This window comes from uncultured Lutibacter sp., assembly GCF_937891065.1.
Classification (GTDB): domain Bacteria; phylum Bacteroidota; class Bacteroidia; order Flavobacteriales; family Flavobacteriaceae; genus Lutibacter.
Window position 1 is genome coordinate 1 of record NZ_CALAEQ010000078.1, and the last position, 25665, is coordinate 25665.

General features: G+C 28.6%; 18 protein-coding genes. 6 read left to right on the forward strand and 12 right to left on the reverse strand.

Annotated elements, in window-relative coordinates; translation table 11 throughout:
- Nucleotides 1–203 precede the first annotated feature (203 nt).
- Genes Q0352_RS04500 through Q0352_RS04515 form a run of 4 tightly spaced genes read right to left on the reverse strand, consistent with a single transcriptional unit; the run spans nt 204 to nt 3791 of the window.
- Complete coding sequence (locus Q0352_RS04500; RefSeq protein WP_299524274.1) at nt 204–1106, reverse strand: hypothetical protein; 903 nt, start codon at nt 1104–1106, stop codon at nt 204–206.
- A 50-nt stretch (nt 1107–1156) separates the two neighbouring features.
- A complete protein-coding gene (locus tag Q0352_RS04505; protein WP_299524276.1) occupies nt 1157–2527 on the reverse strand; it encodes a DUF5723 family protein in 1371 nt (456 codons plus the stop codon).
- Nucleotides 2524–3075: a hypothetical protein gene (locus tag Q0352_RS04510; protein ID WP_299524278.1), complete on the reverse strand. Its 552-nt coding sequence runs from the start codon at nt 3073–3075 to the stop codon at nt 2524–2526. The genes Q0352_RS04505 and Q0352_RS04510 overlap by 4 nt, the downstream gene beginning before the upstream one ends.
- A gap of 35 nt (nt 3076–3110) precedes the next feature.
- A complete protein-coding gene (locus tag Q0352_RS04515; RefSeq protein WP_299524280.1) occupies nt 3111–3791 on the reverse strand; it encodes a YjjG family noncanonical pyrimidine nucleotidase in 681 nt (226 codons plus the stop codon).
- 76 nt (nt 3792–3867) lie between these two features.
- Between Q0352_RS04515 and Q0352_RS04520 the strand changes: the two genes are divergently transcribed.
- Both Q0352_RS04520 and Q0352_RS04525 read left to right on the forward strand, forming a co-directional pair.
- Nucleotides 3868–4995 (forward strand): glycosyltransferase, encoded by a 1128-nt coding sequence (locus tag Q0352_RS04520; RefSeq protein WP_299524283.1) that lies wholly within the window; start codon nt 3868–3870, stop codon nt 4993–4995.
- Nucleotides 4992–6257, forward strand: a complete 1266-nt coding sequence (locus Q0352_RS04525) for a polysaccharide biosynthesis C-terminal domain-containing protein (RefSeq protein ID WP_299524286.1) — start codon at nt 4992–4994, stop codon at nt 6255–6257. Before Q0352_RS04520 ends, Q0352_RS04525 begins: the two co-directional genes overlap by 4 nt.
- Here the strand turns inward: Q0352_RS04525 and Q0352_RS04530 are convergent.
- The 3 genes from Q0352_RS04530 to radC all read right to left on the reverse strand — a co-directional run bounded on the left by Q0352_RS04530 (nt 6229) and on the right by radC (nt 9176).
- On the reverse strand, nt 6229–7098 hold the full coding sequence (locus Q0352_RS04530; protein WP_299524289.1) for a hypothetical protein: 870 nt from the start codon (nt 7096–7098) through the stop codon (nt 6229–6231). The genes Q0352_RS04525 and Q0352_RS04530 overlap by 29 nt on opposite strands.
- A 6-nt stretch (nt 7099–7104) precedes the next feature.
- The gene (locus Q0352_RS04535; RefSeq protein ID WP_299524292.1) at nt 7105–8400 is read right to left on the reverse strand and encodes a polysaccharide deacetylase family protein; all 1296 of its coding nucleotides are present in this window, start codon (nt 8398–8400) and stop codon (nt 7105–7107) included.
- Nucleotides 8401–8477: 77 nt separating this feature from the next.
- On the reverse strand, nt 8478–9176 hold the full coding sequence (radC, locus tag Q0352_RS04540) for a DNA repair protein RadC (protein WP_299524295.1): 699 nt from the start codon (nt 9174–9176) through the stop codon (nt 8478–8480).
- A 55-nt stretch (nt 9177–9231) separates the two neighbouring features.
- Between radC and trkA the strand changes: the two genes are divergently transcribed.
- Nucleotides 9232–10578, forward strand: coding sequence for a Trk system potassium transporter TrkA (gene trkA / locus Q0352_RS04545; RefSeq protein WP_299524298.1), 1347 nt, complete (start codon nt 9232–9234; stop codon nt 10576–10578).
- Between the two features lie 3 nt (nt 10579–10581).
- The gene (locus Q0352_RS04550) at nt 10582–12081 is read left to right on the forward strand and encodes a TrkH family potassium uptake protein (protein ID WP_299524301.1); all 1500 of its coding nucleotides are present in this window, start codon (nt 10582–10584) and stop codon (nt 12079–12081) included.
- A 2-nt stretch (nt 12082–12083) separates the two neighbouring features.
- Here the strand turns inward: Q0352_RS04550 and Q0352_RS04555 are convergent, their stop codons facing one another.
- The 4 genes from Q0352_RS04555 to murC all read right to left on the reverse strand — a co-directional run bounded on the left by Q0352_RS04555 (nt 12084) and on the right by murC (nt 15756).
- Nucleotides 12084–12401, reverse strand: coding sequence for a metal-sulfur cluster assembly factor (locus Q0352_RS04555; RefSeq protein WP_299524304.1), 318 nt, complete (start codon nt 12399–12401; stop codon nt 12084–12086).
- Nucleotides 12394–13683, reverse strand: coding sequence for a hypothetical protein (locus Q0352_RS04560; RefSeq protein WP_299524309.1), 1290 nt, complete (start codon nt 13681–13683; stop codon nt 12394–12396). The genes Q0352_RS04555 and Q0352_RS04560 overlap by 8 nt, the downstream gene beginning before the upstream one ends.
- A gap of 4 nt (nt 13684–13687) precedes the next feature.
- A complete protein-coding gene (locus tag Q0352_RS04565; RefSeq protein ID WP_299524312.1) occupies nt 13688–14215 on the reverse strand; it encodes a DUF2249 domain-containing protein in 528 nt (175 codons plus the stop codon).
- A gap of 188 nt (nt 14216–14403) precedes the next feature.
- Nucleotides 14404–15756: a Mur ligase family protein gene (murC, locus tag Q0352_RS04570; protein WP_299524315.1), complete on the reverse strand. Its 1353-nt coding sequence runs from the start codon at nt 15754–15756 to the stop codon at nt 14404–14406.
- Nucleotides 15757–15950: 194 nt separating this feature from the next.
- Here murC and Q0352_RS04575 point away from each other — a divergent pair, with 194 nt between their 5' ends.
- Both Q0352_RS04575 and kdsA read left to right on the forward strand, forming a co-directional pair.
- Nucleotides 15951–22139, forward strand: a complete 6189-nt coding sequence (locus Q0352_RS04575; protein ID WP_299524318.1) for an alpha-2-macroglobulin — start codon at nt 15951–15953, stop codon at nt 22137–22139.
- 62 nt (nt 22140–22201) lie between these two features.
- A complete protein-coding gene (gene kdsA, locus Q0352_RS04580) occupies nt 22202–23020 on the forward strand; it encodes a 3-deoxy-8-phosphooctulonate synthase (protein ID WP_299524321.1) in 819 nt (272 codons plus the stop codon).
- 79 nt (nt 23021–23099) lie between these two features.
- Here the strand turns inward: kdsA and Q0352_RS04585 are convergent, their stop codons facing one another.
- Nucleotides 23100–25649 (reverse strand): adenosylcobalamin-dependent ribonucleoside-diphosphate reductase, encoded by a 2550-nt coding sequence (locus Q0352_RS04585; RefSeq protein ID WP_299524324.1) that lies wholly within the window; start codon nt 25647–25649, stop codon nt 23100–23102.
- Between the last annotated feature and the right edge of the window lie 16 nt (nt 25650–25665).

The window sequence follows — 25665 nt, forward strand, 5'->3', positions numbered from 1 at the left end:
AATATACGAACCAGGTAACAATCCAAGAGAAAATAGCATTCGAGATTTTTTGAAAAAACTATGGAAAAATAAATATCACTATTGATTTATCTTCCTTCAAATTTATCAGTTAGTAATTCAAAATCTTAAAAATTAAATCCAATTGTCATATGCTTTAGCCTATGGACAAAAAGGAATTTAAAACAAATTGGTTTTAGCCAAAATTATTCAATCCTTTTATAAATTTTTAATGCATTATCTGAATCAACTTTTAAATTTCCCTGTAGGTCTAACTCTAATAACTGAGGTTGCTTGAAAGCTTCCCATTTAATAATAAATAGAGTTGGTTTTGAAGTTTTATAAATAGTAGCAAATTCAAAATTCTCATCACCTCCAACAACAGTAAATTCATCTCCATTTTTTGAAATAGTACTTACTCCCCAATTTTGAAAATTAAATTTTCCTTCAATAGATTTAACAGATGATTTTTCTACATTTTTTAAAGGTGCTATTTTTACATCTTCAACTTCTTTTAATTCAATTACTTTCGCTTCTGCTATAGGTGTAATTTCTTTCAATATGGGTTCAACAGTAACTTCTTTAGCTTCCATACTTTTAATTAAAGGTGCTTTAACTTCCGGTATAGTTACAACTGTTTCTTTTATTTCCGTTTTGTTGTCTTTATTTAAAGTACTATCATATTCATAATTCAATTCTTCTAAATCAACAAAAGTTTTTCTAATTGCAGCATAATATGCTTTTTTATATTCTTTCTCTTTTGACTTTGCCGGTGTTGTTGAATATACAACCCTATTATAACAATCCAACAAATCAATATTCATTATTGTTTTAAACACCGTTGGACTATTATTAACATTTACTTTTAATCCTAAACATACGTTATTTGCTAAATCTTCAGGATATTTTTCATCAGTAAATAACACAGTATATTCAGCTTTATTAAATAGAAATTTAATTAATGAATTTAGCTGGTGCTGATCTTCAGATTTTTGAAATTCAAATTGTTGTGGAACTAAAATATATTTATATGAGTTGATATTATTTTGAGCAAAAAGTATGGAACAAAAAAGTGTAAAAACAAGGCTAATGGAAAATGATTTATTCATGATTATATAAATTTCGAAAATATTATTTTACGTTGATCTTTGTAAATGTACTAATTATTATGTTTAATTATAAAATTTACTCCTAATTGAAAACTAGTGCTTTTGGCATTGTACAAATTACGCAGACTCAGTAAATTATCTACCACAAAATAAGCATTAAAAATACCAAGCTGTGTTGACAAGCCCATTCCAATATTTGAAAATGAGTACGGGTCTGCAGTATACGTGACTTTAGTTTGTAAATGTTTACCTAATCTTCGTTCATAAAACAACGTTGCGGCGATATAAGAATGTACTGCACTTATATTTGAATATAATTGAAACCCAACTTTATTTAAATAAATTTTTGGATTTATTAAAAACCTACAATCATCATATTGCTGTCCAAAAGAATAGCTTATTGAACCATTTAATTTTACGGGGCGTAATGTAATATAACTTTTATACAAAGTATCTAACACAATGCTTTTATCAAACTCTTCTTTTAAATCATTCCAATAATTTTGCGGATTATTAGGGTCAAAAAGCAATTGAAAACCTTCAACTTCATAATTTCCTTTAATTCTATAAGATTCTATATTTTTAGTATACTTTATAAAACCTAAATCTAGAACACTTCCAGTAGCAATCCATTGTTTTTTAGGATGATATGTAAATCCAAGATCTAAACCCAATCCTAAATCTCCTCCAAAAAGAAATTTACTTTTCACATAATCGCTATCAACATCATCGTAATTATCAAAAAAAACACCTGATGTTTGCATTAAAAAATTTACGTTTTCTAAATGTTGTGTGTATGTATTATTATTTCCATCTTGGGTATAAAATGATCCTGTGTTTAGTTTTGTATTGGCATTAAATACACTAGAATATATTTTAAACCTAGCGCCTAGTTGAAATTTTTTATTAATTTTTTTTGACAAACCAATGTGAAGCACTCCAAATAATTCAGCTCTGGAGGCCAATTTATTTATATAGTAACGTCTATCAATATCAGTATTCCCATCATAAAATAAATCTACGATATCACGTGGAATTTTAGCTAAAAAATCAAGTTCTTGATAATATCCAAAACTTAAATAAGAGTCGTTTTTTAAACGGAATCCTCCGCTTAACACTTCCAGTTGTTGATTAAAGGCCATAAATTCAGTAGTCCCATAATTGTTTACTGCATTTCTAATTTTATCATTAATATCAATACCATCATCCGCAAAAATATCATATACAGAAAATCCTGTGAACCCAGCTTGCACACTTAATTGTGATAATAAAGGTAAACCAATATGAAACTTATAGTCTACCTCAGCTCCAGGGTTTAGCAGTAATGTTTGTGGTAAACTGGCAAAATCATATAAAACTTGTTTGTTTTGAGAATAACCTGTAACACCTACAAGAAAAATTAACACTACTAATTTTCTCATATTTTTTGATAGTTAAAAAATAATTTAACTGAAGATTTTAATTCTAATGTTGCTGTATCATTCATAGAAATTGTACTTCCATCACTGCTTGGTGCGAGATAGATATAAAAACCAAAAGACTTGGTTTCATAAATAACAGGAATATCAACTTGTGGAATTTCAATAATAGTAGTCAATTCAGAAGAGTTTGGAGGTACCACAATAGTGGGCTGCAAGGTATAAATTGAATTACCAAGCGCATCATAAAAAATAATACTAAGTTCAAAATTTCTAGGGAACAAATTATTAGTTACTACCGTAAATTCAACTTTTTCTAAATAGGGTTTTGAATCTTGAGTAATTGTAGCTTCAACAGCATCTGTAGTTACAGCAATTTCCTGATTAAATGTATCTAAAAACTTTGGTGCTGTTAAGTTTAAGTATACCAAAGTTGATACATAGGTGATGTGTATACTAGCATCATCAATTTGATCAAAATCAACATTTTTTGTACAACTTTGAAAGCAAATTATTATAATTAGGCTTAAAACTATCTTACTGGGACTCATAAAAACTGAATTCAAAACTAAAAAACTTTTATATTTTATAAATACTGCTTTATTTCTAATAACTGATGCACACTTTTTATATTTGCTCCAACAGGCTGCTTTTCATAATTAAAATAAATAGCATCAATACCATTATTAATAGCTCCCATAACATCCGCCTCCCAATTATCACCTATCATCATTGATTCTTTTGAGGTTGCTTCAGCCAAATCCAATGCATATTTGAAAATTTTGGAATTTGGCTTTTTAACACCAGCAGCTTCAGAAGTAATTATTTTATCAAAGTATTTACTTAAACCTGAATTATCGAGTTTTTTATACTGCACTTCATTAAATCCATTAGTAATAATATGAAGTTTATATTTAACGTACAAATGTTCTAAAATCTCATGAGCTCCATCAAAAAGCTGATTGTTATTTGGTAAAACATCTATATAGCCTATTGCTAGGTTATCTATTAATTCATTATCAAACTGTTGCTTAATTTTCAAAAAAGTATCTCTTAATCTACCTACTCTTAATTCTTCTTTTGTTATTTTTTCATTGCGATATAACCTCCAATAATTTTGGTTAATTCCTCTATAATAATTTAAAAACTTTTGAAGATCTATATCAACTTTATGCGCTTTAAAAATAGTTTCGAAAGCAATATCAGAATTTGTTTCAAAATCCCATAAAGTATGATCTAAGTCAAAAAATACATGTTTAATTTTCATTTAGTAAAAATATAAATTTATTAAACACTTAAAAATAATATAGTGTTTATATTTGTTAAATAAAGTTGAATTAACATTGAGTAAAAAACTTCATATATTATTTCTGAGCAAATGGTACCCTTCAAGAGTTTCACCAACAAACGGGGATTTTATTCAAAGGCATGCCGAGGCTGTTGCAACAAAACACAACGTAACTTTAATTCATGTAATTACTGATGAACATTTAAACAAGCCAAGAGAAATTATTGAGTTTAAAAAAAATGACGTTAAAACTTTTATTATATATGTTTCTCCTACTAAAAATCTAATTCTTAAATTTTTCCGTTTTTTAAAATCTTATATTAAAATTATCAATAGAATTGATAATTTTAATATGGTACATCTTAATATTACATTCCCTGTAGGGTTAATAGCTTTATACTTAAAATGGTTCAAAAAAAAACCATATTTAATTTCTGAACATTGGTCTGGCTATCAATTACCATTGAACAAATCAATTGGGTATATACCAAAAAAAATCACTAAAATTATTGTAAAAAACGCATCAATGGTTTGCCCTGTATCCAAAAACCTACAAGATAACATGGTGAATTTTGGATTAAAAGGAAATTATTATCCCATACCAAATGTTGTAAACACGGGCCATTTTAATATCTTAAATGAGCCTCACAAAAAATTTATTATTACACATATTTCAGGTATGAATAATGAAATTAAAAATGTTGAAGGAATTATTAATGTTATTTCAAAATTACAACATATAATACCTAATTTAAAATTTTATTTAATTGGAGATAATCCTAAGAAATATGCTATCCAACTTGAAAAGATAAAACCTAATACTGTTAAAATTATTAATCAAATATCAAATTCAGAAGTTGCTTATTATTTAAAAAAGTCTTCGGTATTTGTGTTATTTAGTAATTATGAAAATTTACCATGTGTGATTTTAGAATCTTTCGCATGTGGCATTCCTGTTATTTCAACAGATGTTGGTGGAGTAAGTGAATATTTCCCTAAAGACTTTGGGTATTTAATTAAGCCAAAAGATGAAATTTCTTTGAAAAGTTCAATCTTAAAAATTTATAACAACGAATTGAACTTCAATAAATATTTAATGCATAATTATGCTATTAAAAATTTTGGAGTTGAAACTATTAGTGAAATGTTTTCAAATATTTACTCGAAAATTTTAAGTAATTGAAGGAATTAAAAGACTTTATATCGAATTTTTTAAGCAGGTCTGGTAGCTATGTTTTTGCTTCAACAATACTTTCTAGACTACTTTCCTTTTTTGCTTCTTGGATTGCACTACAAATGATTCCAAATAAAGAGCTAGGTATTGTAATTTACGCTTTTCAAATAATTTTATTTATTATTCCTATCGGGAGTTTAGGATTAAATCAAGGTCTTCTAAGATATGGATCTCTTCTGGAATCTATAGATGATAAAAACAACCTTTTTTTTTACGTTTTAAAAAATGGAATATTGGTTAGTTTGCTATTAATTATACTAATTATACTTTCTTCTTTCTTAATTAATTTTCAACATGAAAACACACGTTTTTATCTTATACTTCTATCATTAGCTATTACTTCAAATTTTGTATTTGAACTTATTAATATACAATTAAGATTGCATATGAATAATAAGTTATTTTCAATAGCTGAGTTTACATATAATTTATTATTAGTGTTTTTTGTATTCACATTAAGTTATCGATTTCAAGAACTAGGTTATGCTATTTCTTTAGTAATCACTCCCCTTATCACTTCATTACTTTTTATTAAAAAACTAAATATTAAAATAAAAGGAATAAGCACTCCAAATATTGTTGATTTCACTTTTTGGAGATATGGTTTTTTTGCTAGTTTGTCTAATGTTACAACACAATTACTTTTTTCCATAGATATTATTTTAATTGGAAGTTTATTAAAAAATATGGAAGCTGTTACTGCTTTTAAATATGTTTCATTGATTCCATTTAGTTTGCTTTTTTTATCTAAGGTAGTTATAACTACAGATTTCGTAAATTTTACTGAACAAATAAAAAATAAAACTTATATAAAAGCTTATATCAAGAGCTACATTAAACTATTTACTATTATTAGTTTAGTTTGTATAAGTGTTATTTCTTTATTTGGCTCTACTATTTTATCTTTTTTTGAAGAAGACTATGAGAGTTATCAATCAACTTTAATTATTTTAACCATTGGTATTACTGGAATTTTAATTTTACGGGGACTATTTGGAAACTTATTATCATCTATAGGAAAAGCACATGTGAATTTTATTATTACATCAATTGCACTTATTTTAAATTTGGGGTTTAACTATTATCTAATTCCAAAGTATGGTCTTTTGGGAGCTGCTATAACTTCATCATTTTTAATGTGGTTTACGGGAATTTTATCTTTATTATTATTTTACTACTTTTTCAATAAAATGAATAGCTCAAAAAATTAAAATAAACTTCTCTTTTAGCTCCAAAACTTATATAGAAATCTGCAAGTCCTTCTATCATTGACCCTTCAAAATCAAACACAAAATTACTGACCGAAAAATGTTTTATTAATTCTGAAATAATAAGTGTTGGTAATCCATTATCCTTTGCTTCTTTAGAAGCTACGGGCAATAAATAAGTGATTCTATTATTGTCTTTTAACCAAATTAAACTTGCTATTAATTTTTCATCTTCACGAATTCCCCAAATAAAAACAGCTTTAGTATTAGTTTTTAATAAATCCTTTATTGTCGTTATTTGATCTTGTCTTAATTGATAGTTTTTAGGTTCATTTAAATAAAAATTCAAAAATTCAGAGGAACTAATTTGTTTATCTATTTTATAATTTTTTAAAACTGCCTTATTTATATTTCTCTTTCGATTCTTATTAAACCCTTTATAAATCTCTTCATAATCCTTATCCAAAGACAAAATATAATTTACCCTTTTTGCTGTATTTAAAAAACTCACATTATTCCCCGAGTTAAACTGAATCGTAACTTTCTTGAATTTTTTTGGAATAGCTGCTATAAATTCTTTTAATAAATTTTGCGAAATTGAGCTTTTAGAAAACACACCTAATTGCTGCGTCCAAGCAGGCGGATAAATATATTTAATAAAATATTTACTTCTCCAAGGCAACGGCATTACAGCCTCATAATCATTTAAAACTAATACATCCCAATTATCCGCAACAATATCTAAATACCAACAATATGCATATATTCGAGAATTTAAAGCTAATTCAATACAGCTATTGTACTTATTTTCGTCAATTTCAAATCTTTTTAAATAACGAATCATAGATAATTAGTCTAAAACAGTAGTTTTATAAATAGTTCTCCAACCTTTCCAAACTTCATTTTCACTTAAAGTTTCATTATGAAATAATGTAATAAAAGTTCCATTTACTTCTTTAACAGTTGCTTTTAATTCTAATATTTTCTGTAAACTTTGTTCAGGTGAAAGGTTCATATAATCTTTTAATGTGACATCCATAAAAGCAAATGAAAATATTTTTAATGGTGTTTGTATTTCAAAATCTAAATCGTAAAAATAAAACGGAGTGCATGTGCTCGCTCTAAAACCAACTACCTTTGCGTATCCCATTGTATAATCTTCATTAATATCCAAGTCTATTAAATTCTGATAGGTCTCAGGAATACTTAATCGTAAATAATGCTGACGTGAAAATGTGATAGGCGTATTCACAATAGTTTCTAATCTTAATTTTTCCTTTTTCAACTTTTCCATATTTTTAAAAGTGAAATAAGATGGGTGCAAACCTACTTTAGCATAATCAGCTACCGATTTTATAACCGACTTAAACTTATTATTTGAAGATGAAATATTTTTATCAAAAGTTGTATAATCTCCTATTAAAAAGAAAAAAATGGTGTTTATATTGTATTCATTTTTAATACTTAAAAGTTCTTTAAATGTATCAAATGGGTCTGTTTTAAAATCAAAAATGGTTAAAAATCTATGCCAAAAGTTCAAAAATCTTAATTGTAAAATATCATTAATTAAACCACCAACAGTTCTAACAATTCCCTTATGTTTATAAGCAAAAGCAACATCTATGTCAATTGTTGAAATCAAATTAAATTCCCGATGTTCATAATCATAATTAGGGAATTTTTCTTTTAATAGTTTTAAAAACTTATATGCCCAAATATCAATAACTGGTTTTTCAATAAATCCGTTTTTAACTGCTAAACTCTCCTCAGCTGGAAAACGCTCATGAATATCTTGTACGTGAGGTAAATATTCTTCATATCTACTTATTAAATAAAATCCTGCTGCAAAAATATCAAATGGAATACTTGAGATTTCACCAACTGGAAAAAAACAAAGTATATCATCCCATTGTGAAATATGTATATCTATATCATTAATTCCTTGGTCAAACAATAAATCGTGACTTCTAATAAAAAACTCAGATCCCAATGGCATTTTGGAATACGTAATTTTAGGCCCATTGTGTGCTACAAATTCATCAACTCTTGTTGTAAAGGTTACAGGGATTTGAAGTATTCGAACAAAGTAATGTTTAAAAATATAATTAAGTCGAGGTGTAATTTTATGTGTATAAACTAGAAGCATATTTTTTAGTTCTAAGTTGCAGGGTTAACGTTTTTTGAATTGATTTTTCTAATACCTATTCATCTTTTGCCTTTTATCTATATTAAATTTTCATCGGCAAAGCTAAAATAAGCATTTTCTGTAATAATTATATGATCTAGCACTTTTATGTCTAATGTTTCACCGGCAAGTTTCATTTTACTTGTAATAGATTTATCTGCTTGGCTAGCTTGTAATTTTCCTGAAGGGTGATTGTGACATAAAATTAGTGCCGTTGCATAAATCTCAATGGCTTTATTATACACCATCCTAACATCTACCAAAGTTCCTGTTAAACCTCCCTTGCTTAATTGTTTCTTATAAAGAACTTTATTAGAGTTATTTAAATAAATAACCCAAAATTCTTCGTGTTGCAGTTCACCAATTATAGGTTGCATAATCTCAAAAACTGCCTTGCTACTTGTTATTTTCGGAAGTACTAAAGCCTCTTCAAGCCTTCTTCTACGTCCTAATTCTAAGGCTGTAATAATTGAAATTGCTTTAGCTTCTCCAATTCCTTTAAATTTTTGTAAATCTGAAACTGATAATTTACTTAGGTTATTTAAATTATTTTCTATTGAATTTAAAATTCTTTTTGCCAAAGCTACAGCGCTTTCGTTTCTGCTACCAGAACCAATTAAAATTGCAATTAATTCAGCATCAGATAATGCTACTTTTCCCTTTAAAAGTAATTTTTCCCGCGGTCTATCATCTTCAGCCCAAGACTTTATAGAAGTCGCTGTATTTTCATATTCCATAAACAATTTTTTTATCAAAGATAAGTGTAATATATTTGCCTCAAATTATTAACACATGAAAATTATTATTGTTGGTGCAGGAGATGTTGGTTTTCATTTAGCAAAACTACTTTCTTTTGAATCTCAAGATATATATTTAATTGATATGGATGCTGAGAAACTTGAATATGCAAGTAACCATATTGACGTGATTACATTAAAAGGAGACGCAACTTCAGTAAAACTTTTAAAGAGTATTAATATTGAAAAAGCCGATATTTTTTTAGCAGTAACAGAATCTCAAAATACAAATTTCACTTTAGCTGTAATTGCAAAAAAATTAGGAGCTAAGAAAACCATTGCTCGAATTTCTAATCATGAATTTTCTCAAACTAATGAGATAGACTTTACTGAAATAGGGATTGACGTTATGATTTCTCCAGGTGAACTAGCCGCTAATGAAATTAAAATGTTGATAAATCAATCTGCATTTAATGATACCATTGAATTTGAAAATGGAACCTTAAATATTTTAGGGAGCACCTTAGAATATAGTTCTCCGCTCATAAATTTAACCGTTCGAGAAGCCCGCGAAAAATTTAGTGATATAGATTTTATAACCATTGCTATAAAACCTGAAAACAGCGGTGAAACTATTATTCCAAGAGGAAATACGGTATATAGTGCCAACGATCAAATTTATTTTTCAACTCCTAAAGACCATATTAAAAAATTATATAAATTAATGGGTAAAACTCCATTTGGAGTAAAAGATATTATGATTTTAGGTGCCGGTAAAATTGGAGTTAAAGCAGCTCGAAATTTATGTGATAGCAAATTTAACATTAAGTTAATTGAACTAGATAAAGAAAGAGCTAAAGATGTAGCTGAAAAACTACCAAACGCCTTAATTATTAAAGGGGACGGAAGAAATGTTGAACTTTTAGAAGAAGAAAATATTTCAGAAATGGATGCCTTTATAGCCGTTACTGGGAATTCAGAAACTAATATTATGACTTGTTTAGTGGCAAAATCTAAAGGCGTTAAAAAAACAATTGCCTTGGTTGAAAATATGGATTATATCAATATTTCTCAAACTATTGGAATTGACACCTTAATTAATAAAAAATTATTAGCTGCTAGTGCTATTTTTAAGCACGTTCGTAAAGGTGAAGTTTTAAAGTTAGCAAACTTACATAATGTTGATGCCGAAGTTTTAGAATTTATGGTGAAAGAAAATTCTCCTGTTACAAAAAAATTAATTAAAGATATTAAATTAACAAAAAAAGGTGTTTTTGCGGGTGTAATAAGAGATGGAGTTGCAATGATGACATTTGGAAATTTTCAAATATTAGCTGGTGATAAAGCTGTAGTTTTTTGTTTACCCGAAGCTATTCATAAAGTTGAAAAGTTATTTAACTAATTTATGAAAGGTATAAATTTTAAAATAATTATAAGTTTCTTAGGGTTAACTTCCATGCTTAATGGAGTATTTATGCTAATTGCTGTTCCTTTTAGTATTTATCATAATGAACCTGAACAATGGGGCATTTTAAAAGCAGGTATTACAACCATTATTCTTGGTTTCATACTTTGGTTTTCTAATAGAAATGCGCCAAAAAATTTACATAAAAAAGAAGGTTATTTAATAGTAACATTAGGATGGCTAATGTTAACACTAACAGGAACCTTACCCTATGTTTTTACTGATACAATACCAATTTATACAAATGCCTTTTTTGAAACCATTTCTGGGTATTCAACAACTGGTTCTTCAATATTAACCGATATAGAATCCATGCCAAAAGGAATTTTATTTTGGCGTAGTGCAACACATTGGATTGGTGGTATGGGAATTATTGTGTTAACTGTTGCCATTTTACCTTTGTTAGGAATTGGAGGAATGCAGTTATTTATGGCTGAAGCTCCGGGACCCTCTGCTGATAAAATGCACCCAAGAATTACAGAAACAGCAAAAAGACTTTGGCTTATCTATTTTTTATTAACTTTTACAGAGTTTTTCTTACTTAAAATTGCTGGGATGACCTGGTTTGATGCTATAAATCATGCAATGGCAACTATGAGTACTGGTGGATTTTCTACTAAAGATGCAAGTGTAGCTTATTGGAATGGCGCTCCACTAATTCAATATATTATTACTGTATTTATGTTTATTGCAGGTGCCAACTTTGTATTAACATATTTTGCATTAAAAGGTAGAATTAGGAAAGTTTTTAAAAGTGAAGAATTTAAATTTTACCTTTTTGGAGTTCTAAGTTTAACTATTTTAATCACTATTTTAATTGTTAATTACCAAGATCCTAACTTAGTTACAAGTATCAATCATCCAAAACCATGGGGAGAAACAGAAAGTGCATTTAGACATGCTGCATTTCAAGTAACCTCTGTACTTACAACAACAGGTTTTGTGACTGCTGATTTTACCATGTGGAATTCTTTTGCTACTATGTTAATTTTTTCGCTATTTTTTATTGGAGGCTCAGCGGGATCAACAAGTGGTGGTATTAAAATTGTTCGCCACATTATAATGATTAAAAATAGTTTTTATGAATTCAAAAAATTACTTCATCCAAATGCTATAATTCCCGTTCGTTATGATGGAAGTGGTGTCCCTAAAAACATTATTTATAACATTTTAGCTTTCTTTATTTTATATATGCTCATATTTATAATGAGCTCAATTTTACTAACATTTTTCGGATTAGATTTTGAATCGGCGATTGGTGCAGCAGCATCATCGTTAGGTAATATTGGACCTGCGTTGGGTTCTGTGAGTCCCGTCGATAATTATGCGCATTTATCAATTCCAGCCAAGTGGTTTTGTTCCTTTTTAATGCTTATCGGAAGGTTAGAGTTGTTTACTGTTTTAATTTTATTAACTCCATTTTTTTGGAGAAAGAATTAAGCTTACATTCCTAAAACTTTTTTACCTGCTTCACTTACCATGGTTGTATTCCACTCAGGGTAAAACACTACGTCAATGATTGTTATAAAATCAGGATGTTGCTGTTTAATGGTTTCAATAATATCTGTTTTTATAGTCTCACCTAATGGGCATGCAGGTGTTGAAAATGTCATTACTATATTAATTTTCTTATTTCCATCGTAATACAGTTCGTAAATTAATCCCAAATCAACTATATTAATTTCAATTTCAGGATCCATTACATTTTTAAGTAACACCAATGTTTCCTCTTCAAATTGTTTTATCTGTTCTTTATTCATTATTACTATTTTTAACTTTATGAAATATTATTTTCAACACATTTATATTATACAAAATTGCAACAATTAAAAGTGAAAAACTTCCAATTTTAATTGCTATAAAGCTTTTTATAATTAAACCAAGAGCTAAACTTAAAATACTGAGAACATAAAAATAGAATTGAATTTTAGCTATTTTATTTGAATACAACTCTCTTGGTAATGGTGTTTTAGTTTTTCCAACTAAATTTTTATACTTTTCTAACCAAACTATAAAAGGAAGTGTTTTATAGGTTTGACCTAAAATCATGGTTGTTATAAATCCAAATATTATTGAAAAGCCATAAAAAGTAGCTATTCTAAATAACAACTCATATTCAATTTTAAAAACAAGTAATAATATTAAACTTACTAAAATTGGCATTATAATACTTGCAATTGCAAGCATTGTATATTGCATCCCTACATCTAATTTTTTTCGAAGTCTCTTTTTATAAGAGTCATAAATGAACGACATAAATGAAATTATCCCAATAACAATTACCGCCCAACAAAAAATTGTAAGCATACTATTTGAAAATATGAACCAGTTTAATATTAAGCACAATAACCCAACATTTATTGAAATAAAAGAAATTACTAATTTTTCTTTTTTTAATTGGTGTGAAATTAAAAACATTGGTATTAATGTAGATCCAACGCCAATTATAAGCGACAAAAACCAACCAATAGTTCCCAATGACGCATGTATTTTTAAATAATGTAAATGAATTTCACTTAAAAAATTAAACTTAAAATTAAATGCAATAAGCGTCCCGACCAATTCAGTAATTACTAACCAAAAAATGGAAGCAATAATAAATTTTGATGAAATATTTTTAATTTCTGATTTTAAATAGGATAAAATTACATTTATAACAAATAAGAAAAGAGAAAGAAACATGAATACTGAAGCATAAACAAGATGCGTTGTAAATGCACTTACCCAAAATGAATACGTTAAATACAAAACGCTTGCTGCTGAAGTCCAAAAAGTGATCTTTGCCAATTTTTCACTATAAAGTGAAGTTTCAAAAACTACAGGAATCAATTGGTAGAGCGCTCCAAAAACAATCATTGTTGCCCATCCTAAAACTGCCATATGAGTTATTGCAATAATTTTAGAATTAAAATAGGCCTCTAATATATTTGTATCAGCTAAAATAATAAGCAATGCTACTATTAAAAAAGAGCATCCACCAAATATAAAATGAGGAATTACAACACTACTATGAGGGGCATTATTTGTTTTTAAACCGTTCAATCTATTAAGCTTTAAAAATTAATAATTGTAGATGATTATCAGTTTTTTTATTATATAAAATTTCAAAGTTTCTTTCTTTTAATTCCGGTAATAAAAACTGGGGAACTTTCTTATGTTCAACAAATAAAGCATTCCCCATTGGCAACATTTCTAATTCTTCTAAAATAGTTGTCATTGGTTCTGGCATCTCTAAATCTCTAACATCAATTTGCTTTAACTTTCCAACAAACTGTTTAAATTTTTCATCAAAAGTTGTGGTATTATTTTCTAATGAATGTTCATCGGAACTTTTTAATTCAGTCGTTTTCTTAAAATAAGTATGCACAATTCCTGCATCAGATTTCTCTGTCCAAGTTATATAACCTTCTCTTTTTAATTTATTAATTAAAGGAATGGGTTCAAAAGAATTTATAATCTCTAAGGTTTGTTGATTGTTTAGTTTGTTAACAATCTCCATAATTTCTTTAAAAGGATCATTGCCTGATGCAATAATTGGTCTAACGTCAAGACTTATTAAATTATCATTGTTCATTTGTATGTTATTTTTAAAAAAATACTAATTATTATTTCTTAAGAAGTCTCATAAATAATTTCGAAATTTATATTCAAACTTTTATGACCTTTTTATCTTCTTTCAAAGGTAAATACAAAAAATATATTGACCTAATTTAGAATGATTGTAATTAAAGTAGTGTGACAAAAATCAGTAAAGAATAGTTATTATACTAATTCTTTAAATTTATTAAAATCTAATCCCCCATAATTACCCGAACTCATTAAAAGCAATGCTGTATTTTTAAATTTTTGGTTGAACAAGAATTCTTTAAATTCGGTTGGATTGGTAAACACTAATAAATCTTCTCGCTCGAAAGCGCTTTTAATTTGTTCTTTCGATATTTTTTCCATTCTTTTTATTTCTAATGCTTCAGGAGAATAAAAAACCACAGCTTTATCTGCCTTATCTAAAGTTCCTTTGTATTCCTTCAAAAAATCAGCATTTAAACTGCTATATGTATGCAATTCTAAGCAAGCCAACACAGTTCTATCACTATATTGATTTTTAACAGCATTTGTAGTTGCTTCAACTTTACTCGGTGAATGTGCAAAATCTTTAAAAATTACAGTCGATTCATTTTCTGCTATTTTTTCTAATCGTTTGCTTGCTCCTTTAAAACTGGCAATAGCTTCATAAAACTCATCTTCATCAACTCCCATATGTTGGCAAATCCATTTAGCACCCGCCATATTCTGTAAATTGTGCGCCCCAAAAAATTCTAACGGCATATCACCTAACGAAGTTTCTATAAAAGTAGTACCGTTTTCAATTTTATAATTTGGAGTTGAGTATGGATATTTCTGAATGGAACTTGTAGCTTGTTCTACCACTTTTTTCACTTCAACATCTTCTTCATTATACACCATAATTCCACCATTGGTGAGCGAATTGGCAAAAATTAAAAATTGATCTACATAATTTTCGAACGTTGGAAAAACATTGATATGATCCCAAGCAATACCACTTATTAAAGCAATATTGGGTTTGTATAAATGAAATTTAGGCCTTCTATCTATTGGGCTCGATAAATACTCATCACCTTCTAATACCATAAATTCATTATCAGAAGTTAAATGCACCATCGTTTCAAAACCATCTAACTGAGCGCCAACCATATAATCAACAGGAATATTAAAATAGTTAAACACATGTAAAATCATTGAGGTAATCGTAGTTTTTCCATGAGAACCTCCAATTACAACACGTGTTTTATCTTTTGATTGTTCATATAAAAATTCAGGATATGAATATATTTTAAGACCCAATTCTTGTGCCTTTAACAATTCAGGATTATCAGCTTTTGCATGCATTCCTAAAATAACAGCATCTAATTTAGTCGTAATTTTTTCTTCAAACCAACCAAATTCTTTTGGCAATAACCCTTTCGCCTCTAATCTAGATTTTGAGGGTTCAAAAATCGCATCGTCACTTCCAGTAATTTTATAACCTTTTTGATATAAAGCCAATGCTAAATTATGCATAGCACTTCCTCCTATTGCAATAAAATGTATGTTCATTTAATAAAATTTTTATAGCATCAAATGTAAGTAAAGTATTAAAAAAAATAAAGACATTAAAGGCTTTTTAAAAGCTTATTTTTAAATGCATTCACACAAAAAACACTTTAAATATTTAGTAAATCTTAAACTTTTCTGAATTGTATTAAAATTTAGGTATAACTTTTGATACTTTTAAACTAAAATTTAAATAGATGAAAAAAATTGCACTTTCAATCATTGCTTTATGTTTATTTTCAAAAAATATAAACTCACAAAATAATGAAATAGAATATGGTAAATTATGGAACCAAGTTGAAAAATTTGAATTGGACAATTTGCCTAAATCTGCTTTAGCAATTGTTGAAACTATTTTTGAAAAAGCTAAAAAAGAAGGCAATACTTCACAAACCACAAAAGCACTACTCTACAAATCGAAATTTGCATTAACCTTAGAAGAAGAAGCTCAATTAAAGATTATAAATTTATTTAAAGATGAAATTACAATTTCTAAATTTCCTACAAAAAATATTTTAGAAAATATCTTGGCAAATTTATATTGGCAATATTTTCAACAAACTAGATGGCAATTTTATAACCGAACCAAAACCAATGAAAAAGTAGATGAAACCGATTTTAGAACTTGGGATTTACAAACACTATTTAATGAAATTCATGTGCATTTTCAAAGCTCACTTGAAAACGGGTTAGTATCACAATTAACGGATTTAAATGAATTTAGCGATATCTTAAACTTACAAAAAGATTCAAAAATATATAGACCAACACTCTATGATTTTTTATCTCATAATTCCCTAAATTTTTACAAAACTAACGAAACTAGTATTACTAAACCTTCCTATGCTTTTGAGATAGATGATGTAAAATTATTAGATAACTTCAAGGTATTTTCAATGGTCAATATTGAAACAAAAGATAGTTTATCGCTTCAATTTAATGCTTTAAAAATTTATCAAAAGTTAGTTCAATTCCATCAAGGCACACATAATATGAATGCTTTAATTATGGTTGATTTAGAGCGCCTTCAATTTGTAAAACAAAACGCACCTTTTGAAAATAAAGACACTATTTATTTAAAATCGTTGATCAATTTTAAAAATGAATTAAGTCAGTTTGAAGCTTCAACATTAATAGATTTTGAAATAGCAACAGTTTATTATAACGAAGGAAATAATTACACTACAAAAACAACACCTGAAAACCAATTTAAAAAAGCCAAAGCAATTGAAATTTGTAATAGCGCAATTAACTCATATCCAAAAAGTATAGGAGCCGAAAAATGTCAAGCATTAAAACAGCAAATTTTAAACAAAACACTTCAATTAACCGCTGAAAAACACATCCCTATTAATACCCATAGTAAAGTATTGGTTTCTTATAAAAATATTAAAAAATTATATTTCAATATTTATGAAATTTCAAATTCAGAAAAAGAACGATTTAATAAAATATATAATGATGACGAGAAAACAAGTTTTATAAAAAAATTACCTTTACAAAAACAATTTAATTCAGCTCTAAAAACCGAAAACGATTACCAAAAGCACAGTTCTGAAATCATTTTCCCTCCTTTAAGTAATGGTAATTATTTAATTCTAGCATCAACTTCTGAAGGAATAGATACCAATAGCACTTATGCTACATCAACAATACAAATAACTGATATTGCACTAATTGAAACTATAAATAACGGACTTTACACCTATCAAACAGTTAACAGAAATAATGGAAAACCGTTGGTTGGCGCTACTATTAATTTAAAAAACAGCCACACAAGTAAATACAATGCACCACTAAATAAAACATTGAAAACTGATAAATTTGGACAAGCTCATATTCATTTATCAAAAAGCAGAAACAATGTTGTTGCAACTGTAAATTATAAAAATGACCAAGCTACTTTTGGTGATTATTATCTCTATGAAAAAAGAAAAAAAGATGCTCTTGAAGATGATGAATCTATTGAAATAAAACCCTTTGTATTCACTGATAGAAGTATTTATAGACCCGGACAAACAGTTTATTTTAAGGGAATATTTCTTAAAAAAACAGATGATAAAACAGAACTTCTCACCAATGAATTTGTTGAAATCACATTGGAAGACCCAAATGGGCAACTTGTAAAAAAACTCGATTTAAAGTTAAATGAATATGGCTCAGTTTCAGGTGAGTTTATTTTACCAAACAATGGTTTAACAGGAGAATACACCATAAATACAGATGAAAGTTATGAGCACGACAGTGATTTTTATGATACTACCGATTTTGATTTTGACTATAATTATGATGCAACTATACAAGTTGAAGAATATAAACGACCAAAATTCGAAACTTCTTTTAACCCTATAACTGAAACTTTTAAATTAAATGATAGCATCACTGTTGAAGGCTCTGCAAATGCTTTTGCAGGTAGTAAAATAAGTAATGGTAAAGTTGTATATCGTGTTGTAAGAACTGCACAATACCCAAAATGGTATGCTTGGTATGCCAGAAATATGTATCAATCTCAACAGTTAGAAATAACAAATGGAGAAACAGAAACGGATGCTGATGGAAACTACATAATAAAATTTATTGCAGTTCCTGATTTAAAAATAGCAGCGAAAAACTTACCAACTTTTAATTATCAAATTACAGCTGATGTTACAGATATTAATGGCGAAACTAGAAGTACCTCAACCAACGTTAAAGTCGGTTATCACACATTAGAAGCTTCAATTTCAATGGATTCTAAAATTGATAAAAATGAAGTTAACAAAATATCAATTTCAACTACCAATTTAAATGATGAATTTGTGCCAACTGCTGGTACACTTAAAATTTTCAAATTAAAAGCACCTTTAAAACCACTGCGTAAAAGACCTTGGGAATCACCAGATTATCAATTAATTAATGAACAATATTTTAGAAGTTTATTTCCTCATGAACCTTATACTAATAATGAAACAGACGAAAATAATTGGGAAAAAGGTGCGCTAGTTTTTGAAACAAATTTTGATACAAATAATTCAAAAGAAATAGAATTAAACACCAATAAAAACTGGATTTCAGGAAATTATATTGTTATTGTAGATTGTAAAGATAAATTTAATCAAGTTGTTCACGATGAAAACCGTTTCTCAATTTTCAGTCTAAAAGAACACGAAGTTGCCGATGCTAAATTATTTTTTATCAATAAAAATAAAACAAATTACCAACCTCATGAATTGGTTGAATTACAATTAGGTTCTGCTTCAAAAAATGCAACAATAACTGTTTCTGTTGAAAAAAATCACAACATAATTTCCACACATTTAGTTCATTTAAATAATGAAACCAAAACGCTAAAAATTCCGGTTGAAAAAGAAGATGTTGGAGGCTTTGCCATTAACTATCATTTTGTAAATTATAATAGTTTTGAAAACGGACAGCTAACTATTGATGTTCCTCAAATCGAAAATAATATCACTATTGAAACCCTCACTTTTAGAGATAAATTACAACCAGGAGAAAATCAGACTTGGAGTTTTAAAGTTGTAAATGATAAAAACAATAAAGTTGCTGCTGAATTATTAGCCAGTATGTACGATGCTTCTTTGGATGAATTTTTAACGCATAGCTGGAATTTTAATCCAATTTCATACAGCAGTTATTACTCAAGCACCTACACCAATGCTCGAAATAGTTTTGGGACTCTAAATTTTAGAGTTCAAAATATTGGGAATTCATACTTCAATTTCCCAAATCAACAATTTGACACTTTTAATTGGTTCGGATTTTCTTTTAATAATAATTCCAATATTAGAATTAGAGGAATGAGTTCTATAAAAATGTCACAAAGAAAAATTGATTCTGATATAGAAGAAGAAGTAATGCAAGATGTTCCTTTTGCAATAATGGAAAATGATAATAGTTTAGAAGAAGTTGTGGTAACTGGAATAGCAACTTCAAACGAACCTGAAAAACCTTTAATTGAAAATAATCTAAATTTTTCTTCAGTTAAGATCCGTAAAAACTTTAATGAAACCGCCTTTTTCTTTCCGCATTTAACAACCGACAAAGATGGAAATGTAAGTTTTAATTTTACAGTTCCTGAAGCTTTAACACGTTGGAAATTGCAATTATTGGCACATACTAAAGATGCTACAAAAGCCACAAAAACCTTAACAACAGTAACTCAAAAGGATTTGATGGTATTACCAAATCCACCTCGATTTTTACGTGAAGGTGATAAAATTGTGTTTTCAAGTAAAATCTCAAATTTATCTGATAAATTCCTAAACGGTACTGCTATTTTAGAGTTAACCGATGCTATTTCTGGTAAAGACATTAATAATTTATTGGGAAATGCCATAAAAATAAAACCTTTTGAAATTGACGCTAAAGGCAATACAAATGTAAGTTGGGAATTATCAATCCCAGATGGTATACAAGCTATACAATACAAAGTAATTGCAAAAGCTGGTGAGTTTAGTGATGGCGAACAAAATGTGCTACCTGTTTTATCTAACAGAATGCTAGTTACAGAAACATTGCCAATGTGGGTTAGAAGTAATCAAACGAAAACATTTAGTTTAGATAAACTTAAAAACACAACCTCTAAAACACTTAAAAATCATAAATTAACGTTGGAAGTAACTTCAAATCCAGCTTGGTACGCGGTGCAAAGCTTACCATATTTAATGGAATATCCATATGAATGTTCCGAGCAAACTTTTTCTCGTTTATATGCTAATTCCTTGGCTAGTCATATTTTAGAATCCAATCCTCGCATAAAAGAAGTATTTAATCAATGGCAAAATAGTGATGCGTTAATTTCTAATTTAGAAAAGAATGAAGATTTAAAATCTATAATTCTTCAAGAAACTCCTTGGGTACGCGATGCACAAAGTGAAACTGAACAAAAGAAACGCATTGCCTTATTATTCGATTTAAATAAACTAAGCAACGAGCAGCAAATTGCTATAAATCAATTGAAAGAAATGCAATTTAACAACGGAGGTTTTCCATGGTTTAAAGGAAATAATTACCCTAATCGTTATATTACACAGCATATTGCTACTGGTTTTGGGCATCTTCAAAAATTAGGTCTCACATTTAACAAGGTTGAAAAATCTGATAAATCAGTTGAAAATATCATTTCAAAAGCTGTCAATTTTTTAGATGAAGAAGTTTTAGATGATTACAACAAACTTTTGAAACAAGCTAAAAAAATAAGAGATCTCGCTAAAACTAAGGAGCAAGGCATCAAAGCCGAAAAAGCATATTTAGAAAAAAATAATATTAGCTATACACAGCTTCATTATTTATATATGCGTAGTTTTTATAGCGCTATTGAACTTCCAAAAAATATTGAACCTGCATATAATTATTATAAAAATCAAGGAGCAACATATTGGAACGATTTTAACCTTTACGGAAAAGGTTTAAATGCCTTAGTACAACATAGAAGTGGAAATAATAAAACCACTTCTAAAATTTTAAATTCTTTAAAAGAAAATAGTATTACTAGTGATGAATTAGGAATGTATTGGAAAGAAAATACTGCAAGTTGGCATTGGAATCAGGCACCTATTGAAACGCAAGCACTATTGATTGAAGTTTTTTCTGAAATTGAAAACGACATTTCAACTGTTGATGAATTAAAAGTTTGGTTGTTAAAAAATAAACAAACTAACCGCTGGGGAACAACAAAATCAACCACCGAAGCTGTTTATGCATTATTATTACAAGGCAGTGATTGGCTTTCTGTAAATGAATCTGTTGAAGTTATAGTAGGAAATCAAAAAATAGAACCTTCAAAATTAGAAAATGTAAAAGTTGAAGCCGGCACAGGATATTTTAAAACTTCGTGGAATGGTAGTGAAATTACTCCATCAATGGGGAATGTTACCATTTCTAAAAAGGATAATGGCATAGCTTGGGGTGGATTGTACTGGCAATATTTTGAAGATTTAGATAAAATTACCTCAGCAGAGACTCCTTTAAAACTGAATAAAAAAATATTTTTAAAAACAAATTCAAACACAGGTAAATTGCTAACGGAAATTAATGAAGAAACTAATTTAAAATTGGGTGATTTAATTACAGTACGAATTGAATTAAAAGTAGATAGGTCTATGGAATTTGTACATATGAAAGATATGCGAGCAAGTGGTTTGGAACCTATAAATGTACTTTCACAATACAAATGGCAAGATGGTTTGGGCTATTATGAAAGCACTAAAGATGCCTCAACCAATTTCTTTTTTGACAATTTACCAAAAGGAGTTTTTGTGTTCGAGTATGATTTACGTGTAAATAATGCAGGTAATTTTAGCAATGGAATTACTACCATTCAAAGTATGTATGCTCCAGAATTTAGCAGTCATAGTGAAGGTGTAAGGATAGAAATTACAAATTAAGAATTACGAATTTAGATTTCGTTTAAGATTTAACTTTACCTTTGCAAAAAAAATAATTTACAATGAATTTAAATTTAATTCCTAAAATAAAACATACAGATAGTAACAATTTCTTTTTATTAGCTGGTCCTTGTGCAATTGAAGGCGAAGAAATGGCTTTACGTATTGCTGAACATATTTTAAAAGTTACGGATAAACTTCAAATTCCATTTATTTTTAAAGGAAGTTTTAAAAAAGCAAATAGAAGTAGAATTGATAGTTTTACAGGAATTGGAGATGAAAAGGCATTAAAAATATTACGAAAAGTTTCTGAAACTTTCAACGTTCCAACAGTAACAGATATTCATACAAATGAAGATGCGGCAATGGCTGCTGAATATGTTGATGTGTTACAAATTCCTGCTTTTTTAGTTCGTCAAACAGATTTAGTTGTTGCTGCAGCAAATACAGGAAAAGTTGTGAATTTAAAAAAAGGACAATTTATGAGTCCGAGTGCAATGAAACACGCCGTTCAAAAAGTTAAAGATTGTAATAACGACAAAGTTTGGATTACAGATAGAGGAACAATGTTTGGTTACCAAGATATGATAGTTGATTTTAGAGGAATTCCTGAAATGCAACAATATGCTCCAGTGATTTTAGACGTAACACATTCACTTCAACAACCAAATCAAAGTAGTGGTGTTACTGGCGGAAGACCTGATATGATTGAAACTATCGCACGAGCCGGTGTTGTAAATAATGTTGATGGTTTATTTTTAGAAACGCATTTTGACCCTTCAAATGCAAAAAGCGATGGAGCTAACATGTTAGATTTAAAATATTTAGAAGGTTTATTAAGTAATTTAGTTGCTATAAGAAAAACAATAAACTCGTTTTAAATTAGCTGCTTTTATATATTGCATAAAAAAACTCCAAGAATTTAAATCCTTGGAGTTTTTTTATACTTCAAACTAAAATTTATCCACATTTAGAATGACCACAACTTTTACATTTTAAACATCCTTCTTCATAAATAAGTCCTTCAGGATCTCCACATTCTGGACATTTTTTATCTGCAGCTTTTGTACCATCTGCAACAAATTGTTTTAATGTACGAACAATACCATTTTTCCAAGTATTAATATTTTCATCGTACATATTTAAATTGTTAATTAAATCTACTACATATGCAATTGGCATTCCATGACGTAATACTCCTGAAATTAATTTAGCATAATTCCAATATTCTTTATCAAAAGTTCTAGACAGCCCTTCCAAAGTTACTTTATAGCCTTGTTTATCTAAAAATTGGAAATCGTAACGCGATTTTCCTTCCTCATCTCTATTTTTAATTACCCAACCGTGTTCTAACCAAACTGGAAGAATAAATGCATCTTCAATTTTTCCTGTAAAAACTTCATAGGGTCTATTGTTAATTAAACCAACTACTGCTACCCATTTGTCATAATCATTTTGGAAACGAACAACTTTAGCTTCAATTGATTTAGGGCGTTTTGGGAAAATTGTTTCTGCAAAACAATCATCATTCTTCTTCTCCTTTTTGTTATCATTTGAAACTAAAATTCCACTTCTAGATCCATCTCTATAAACTGTAATACCTTTTAAACCTTTTTTCCAAGATTCAATATAAATATCACCTACTAATTCAACCGGAACATCCGAAGCTAAATTAATTGTAGAACTTATTGAATGTGTGGTATATTTTTGAACCAATGCTTGCATTTCCACACGCTTTTTCCAATTAATCTCTGGGGCTGTTGCACCTGCGTATGGACTATCTTTTATGTCTGTTTTACCTGTCACTTCCATCCATTGTTTTAACTTTGGATGATATACTTCAAATTCTTCAAAAGCATCACCCATATCATCAACATAAGCAATTTTCGCATTTGGATCGTCTTGATTTACTTTTCTTCTTCTTTTATAAGACAATAAGAAAACTGGTTCAATACCTGAAGATGTTTGGGCCAACATACTTAAACTTCCTGTTGGTGCGACAGTACTAACAGAAATATTTCTACGTCCATACTTCATCATTCGTTTATAAATAGTAGGAAATTCCTTTTCAACCATATGAACAAATTCAGAATAGTTCTCTATTTCAGGGTTAAATACTTCAAATTTCCCACGAGTTATTGCCATATCAATACTACTGTCAAACTCGCCTTTAAATTTAGTTTTCATTATTTCATCAACAACTGAAATAGCCTCATCCGTATCAAACTTTTTACCTAATGCTGCCATAGCATCAGCTAATGCAGTAAAACCTAAACCTGTTCTTCTTCCCTTTTTACCTGTTTTATATAATAATTTCCACGTGTCAATTTCAACCTGCTTAATATCCGTAGGTTCTTTATCGTGCATTATTTTATTGAAAATTTTATCAACTGCTTCTAACTCTAAATCAACTAAATCATCCATTAATCGTTGAGATTCATAAACAACTTCATAGAATTTTTTATGGTTGAACGTAGCTTCTTCAGTAAAAGGTTTTTCAACAAAACTATATAAGTTAATTGCAATTAAACGGCAACTATCTCCACCTTGCATTGCTATCTCTGAACAAGGATTCGTAGAATCGTTTTTAAATCCAGGATATATAGATGATGTTGAATAATAATGTTGGCGATCCCAAAATATCAACCCTGGTTCAGCAGTATTGTGAGCACATTTTATAATAGTATCCCACAATGTTTTTGCTTTAATTACTTTAGTATAACTAGGTTTTTCACTGTCTATTGGCCAACGCAACGTAAAATCATCATCATTTACAACAGCCATCATAAATTCGTCAGATAAACGAAGAGAAATATTAGCTCCTGTAATTTTTGTTAAATCTTGTTTAATTGTGATAAAGTCTTCAATATCTGGATGCGCAATATCCATGGTAAGCATTAATGCTCCTCTTCTTCCATTTTGAGCTACTTCTCTTGTAGTATTTGAAAAACGCTCCATAAATGAAACAGCTCCGGTAGTACTTCCAGCAGAGTTTGATACCTGCGCTCCATTTGGTCTTAAATTAGATAAATCTACACCAACGCCACAACGTCTTTTAAATAGTTGCGCCAATTGCTGATCTGTATGAAAAATTCCACCATACGAATCTAATACCGGAGGAACCACAACACAATTTGATAAGGATGCAATCACATTTTTATTTCCTAAAGAAGACATAACACTTCCTTGTGGAATGGTATATTTAAAATCTTTAAACAACTCATAAATGGCATCTTCTGTCAAAAAACTACGCTTCTTTCCGTAAGCTGAAAGTCCTTCAACACTTTTTTCTTTACCTAAATATTTTTTTTCAATACGTGCAAATTCAGTTGCCATTCTAAAATGCATATCATTTGGCGTAGATTCGAAAAATTCACCTTCTTTATTTTTCATTGCATACTTATTAATCCAAGTAGTTGCTGCAAGCTCATCTCCCTTGAAATATTCTAAAGCACTCTTTAACACCTCTTTATGTGTGTATATTTTCGGAAAGACTAATTGTTCGGACATATTTAAGTAAGTTTAT